Source organism: Shewanella sp. HN-41 (genome assembly GCF_000217915.1).
Lineage (GTDB): Bacteria > Pseudomonadota > Gammaproteobacteria > Enterobacterales > Shewanellaceae > Shewanella.
This window is the reverse complement of sequence record NZ_AFOZ01000004.1, coordinates 1-3,955: the sequence shown is the minus strand read 5'-3', so window position 1 is coordinate 3,955 and position 3,955 is coordinate 1. Positions and strand designations below refer to the sequence as shown.

Annotated in this window: 3 protein-coding genes and 4 tRNA genes; 1 reads left to right on the top strand and 6 read right to left on the bottom strand. The window is 44.8% G+C overall.

All coding sequences use genetic code 11. The features are described from left to right. Window positions 1-144: 144 nt before the first annotated feature. The 4 genes from SOHN41_RS00690 to SOHN41_RS00675 form a co-directional block, all read right to left on the bottom strand. Window positions 145-220 (bottom strand) — tRNA-Thr (locus tag SOHN41_RS00690). Window positions 221-229: 9 nt separating this feature from the next. Continuing rightward, window positions 230-303: transfer RNA gene (locus SOHN41_RS00685), tRNA-Gly, on the bottom strand. A 37-nt stretch (window positions 304-340) separates the two neighbouring features. After that, window positions 341-425, bottom strand: a tRNA-Tyr gene (locus tag SOHN41_RS00680). Between the two features lie 7 nt (window positions 426-432). Then, window positions 433-508, bottom strand: a tRNA-Thr gene (locus SOHN41_RS00675). A gap of 234 nt (window positions 509-742) precedes the next feature. On the opposite strand from SOHN41_RS00675, the gene coaA reads away from it, so the two are divergent. Beyond that, window positions 743-1,693, top strand: coding sequence for a type I pantothenate kinase (gene coaA, locus SOHN41_RS00670; RefSeq protein ID WP_007644294.1), 951 nt, complete (start codon window positions 743-745; stop codon window positions 1,691-1,693). A 4-nt stretch (window positions 1,694-1,697) separates the two neighbouring features. Here coaA and birA read toward each other — a convergent pair whose 3' ends face one another. Next, the gene (birA, locus tag SOHN41_RS00665) at window positions 1,698-2,663 is read right to left on the bottom strand and encodes a bifunctional biotin--[acetyl-CoA-carboxylase] ligase/biotin operon repressor BirA (protein WP_007644293.1); all 966 of its coding nucleotides are present in this window, start codon (window positions 2,661-2,663) and stop codon (window positions 1,698-1,700) included. Then, on the bottom strand, window positions 2,656-3,681 hold the full coding sequence (gene murB, locus SOHN41_RS00660; protein WP_037457735.1) for a UDP-N-acetylmuramate dehydrogenase: 1,026 nt from the start codon (window positions 3,679-3,681) through the stop codon (window positions 2,656-2,658). Before murB ends, birA begins: the two co-directional genes overlap by 8 nt. Window positions 3,682-3,955: the final 274 nt, after the last annotated feature.

The window sequence follows — 3,955 nt, the reverse complement described above, 5'->3', positions numbered from 1 at the left end:
TAATACGTTCAAATTTAGCTTTAGCCATGGTATTGCCTCAATCCAAGAGTCTTGGTGATGAAAACTTACATATAGAAAAAATCCGATGCATAGAAATGACATCGAACCGATTATGTTAGGTATAGGAGCTTAGTTTAGAAAGGCTGGTGCTGATAGGCAGATTCGAACTGCCGACCTCACCCTTACCAAGGGTGTGCTCTACCAACTGAGCCATATCAGCATACAAATTTGGAGCGGGCAGCGGGAATCGAACCCGCGTTATCAGCTTGGAAGGCTGGAGTAATACCATTATACGATGCCCGCGCAACCTAACTAAGGCTACCTAACTACCTTGAAAAAATGGTGGAGGGAGAAGGATTCGAACCTTCGAAGGCGGAGCCGTCAGATTTACAGTCTGATCCCTTTGGCCACTCGGGAACCCCTCCAGTAAAATGGTGCCGGCACCAAGAGTCGAACTCGGGACCTACTGATTACAAGTCAGTTGCTCTACCAACTGAGCTATGCCGGCAAATCATTTCGGAACGGGATATTAGGTAAATGTGCCCCTGAGTGCAAGCAAAAAACACCTATTTGTTCAAAAAAAGCAACCAAACGATGTTTTTTTACACGTTCATGCCATTTAGTAATCAATTAAACATCGAATACAACCCTGTAGGAGTGAAACAAGGCCCTAATCGTTGATTTAGTATTGTCGCCAATAAAGTCATGGTGTACTGTGCCTTTCCTAAGCCGAGGAAAGCCAATGACATCTATAAATCCAATTCAAAAAGCACTCTATCTTGCCTTTGAACGAGCCCAGTGGTCCGAGTTAAGGGATTCCGTCCCCTTAACACTGAGTGAACAAGATTTGGAAAATCTTCGGGGGATTAATGAGAAGGTTTCACTCTCTGAAGTCACAGATATTTATCTTCCCCTGAGCCGGTTACTCAATTTAATCGTTAAGGCAAAACAGCAACGCGGTTTAGTCCTTGATGAATTCCTTGGTCAACAACCCTCTCCGAGTCCTTACATTATTAGTATTGCTGGAAGTGTGGCCGTAGGGAAAAGCACTACGGCGCGTATCCTGCAGGCATTGTTACAGCATTGGCCTGAACATCCTAAAGTCGATTTAGTGACAACCGATGGCTTTCTGTATCCCCTAGCCGATCTAAAACGCAAAGGGTTACTCCAGCGCAAGGGTTTCCCTGAAAGTTACGACATGAAAATGTTGGTGGAGTTTATTTCAGCCGTAAAATCTGGCCAGGCACATGTTAAAGCCCCTATTTATTCCCACGTAACCTACGACAGGATCCGCAATCAGCACCAGACTGTCTCACAGCCCGATGTATTGATCCTCGAAGGACTCAATGTATTGCAGACGGGTTTAGACTCACCAGTGGATACTCGCAGGCCATTCGTTTCCGATTTTGTTGATTTTTCTATTTATGTCGATGCAGAGGAAACACTTTTAAAGCAATGGTATAAAGAGCGCTTTTTACAATTTCGTAAAGGCGCTTTTAGCGATGAAAAATCCTACTTTCATCACTATGCAAGCCTAAGTGATGAAGAAGCAAACAGCATTGCAGCCAACATTTGGGACACCATCAATGGCCCCAACTTACAGCTCAATATTCAACCCACCCGAGAAAGGGCACATTTGATCCTACAGAAAGGTCAGGATCACCTTATGTCACATGTACTGATGCGTAAATAACGCGCTAAGATTGGCGCGCCCTTAGGCTAATCTCACCGCCGATGAAAGCTTGAATACCATCGGCAGTTTCGAGCAATACAGCACCCTGCTCATCGACACCACGACAAATACCGTCAACATGATTTTCCCCCATCAGCAAACGGATCTCTTTGCCATAGAATAAATCAGCTTCCTGCCAACGCGCCTTAAATGCAGCCAAACCTTCACGTTCAAATAACTGTATATCTCGCTTAAGCTGCTTTTGCAGGGCAATAACCAGATCGGTTTTATCCGGCATAGCTGCTAAGGTCGATAAGTCACTCCAAGGTTGATCAATTCCCTTCGCTTGCTCTTCCGACATTGCCATGTTGACGCCGATACCAATAATTAGCTGACACTCACTATCGGCTTGTCCCGACATTTCAATCAAAATCCCCGCTAGCTTCTTATGATTGAGATAAATATCATTAGGCCATTTAACCCCAATATTTTCAACGCCATAGGATTTAAGCACTTCAACTAAGGTACAAGCTACAACCAGACTTAACCCCATAGCCTGTGCCATGCCCTGTGGGAATGACCAAAATTGAGAGAAATACAAATGATGCCCATAGGGGGATACCCAAGAGCGTCCCCTTCGACCGCGCCCGGCGGCTTGATATTCGGCCACACACACATCACCACGCTTTAGTTCACTTGTGTGGCTCAACATAAAAGCGTTGGTACTTGGGATTTCATCAAAATAAAAGCATCTGTCTTCAATAGATTGCACCAAACGTGCCGGATCAATCAAAGAAATAGTATGGGCAAGTTTATAGCCTCGACCTTTAACACTATAGATAGATACCCCATAGGTTTCTAACACATCAATATGTTTGCTAACGGCAGCGCGAGATATGCCGAGTTTCAGGGCCAATTCTTCACCAGAGACAAACTGCTCACTCGATAATAATCTTAGGATCTCACGCTTTCTTAACCAGTTATCAGTCATCTAAATGGCCCTCTCCTATTAATCCAATCACCCTTGGTTCAGCTTCAAGCGTGACACCAAAGACAGCCTCCACTCGCTCAATTACATGCAATGCAAGACGACAAATATCCTGCCCAGTTGCGCCACCGCGATTAACCAACACCAACGCCTGCTTATCGTGCACTGCCACCTTGCCTAAGACGAATCCCTTTAACCCAGCCTGCTCTATAAGCCACCCAGCAGCAAGCTTCACATCGCCATTAGTCTGTGCATAGCCGACTACCGATGGGAAACGCAAAGCCAGCTCTAGATAGGTAGCGGCACTGATAATGGGATTCTTAAAGAAGCTTCCCGCATTACCTAACACCATAGGATCGGGTAGTTTTTCACGCCTAACTTGGCAAACTCGTTCAAATATATCCCAAGCAGTGACAGTCAATGAGTCGAATGACTGAAGAGGCCCATAGGCCAGTTTCGGCTGCCAGTCTTTTGCTAAACGTATTCCTACAGCTGTAATAACCGCACAATTACGTAATGCCCCCTTAAAGATGGATTCGCGATAAGCAAACTGGCACTCATTAGCCGTTAAACGGATAAATTCTCCCGATTCTAAATCGAGATACTCAACCCAATCGCAAACATCACATAGCTCTACCCCATAAGCACCGATATTTTGAATAGGCGCAGCACCAACTGTACCGGGGATCAGGGCTAAATTCTCAAGCCCAGGCATATTCCTATCTAAGGTAAACTCAACCAGTTCATGCCAGTTCTCTCCCGCCTCAACCTCAAGATAAAAAAAACTTTCATCTTGGCTGAGCTTAATCCCTTTAGACAAAATCCTAACGACAGTGCCATGGAAATCATCAGTAAACACTACGTTACTACCACCACCTAATACCAACATAGGTTCTTGTCGCTGCCAAATAGGCAAACAAATGTCTTTAATTGCCGCTTTCGAATCGGCTGCAACCAGCTCTTTGCATGACTGAGCTAAACCAAAGGTATTAAATGATTTAAGGCTATGAGTGAACAACATGTGTTTGATCAATAGTGGCAAAAACCACATTGTAACCGCTTAGAGTCGGCTTTGCAGCCTAAGAGGAATATATACAAATGAAAAACTGCAATTGCAATTTGAGGAATAAAATGACACAAAGTCCTAAAAACAGATGCAAAAAAGCCAGCTTATTCAGCTGGCTTCGTCACTGCTCTTTTCAGAGCTTATTAGGCGCTTGGCGATGACCTACTCTCACATGGGGAGACCCCACACTACCATCGGCGCGATTGCGTTTCACTTCTGAGTTCGGGAT

Bases quoted from the DNA above. Each gene is read 5' to 3' on its own strand.
- coaA (WP_007644294.1), top strand. From the start codon at position 743: ATGACATCTATAAATCCAATTCAAAAAGCACTCTATCTTGCCTTTGAA.
- birA (WP_007644293.1), bottom strand. From the start codon at position 2,663: ATGACTGATAACTGGTTAAGAAAGCGTGAGATCCTAAGATTATTATCG.
- murB (WP_037457735.1), bottom strand. From the start codon at position 3,681: ATGTTGTTCACTCATAGCCTTAAATCATTTAATACCTTTGGTTTAGCT.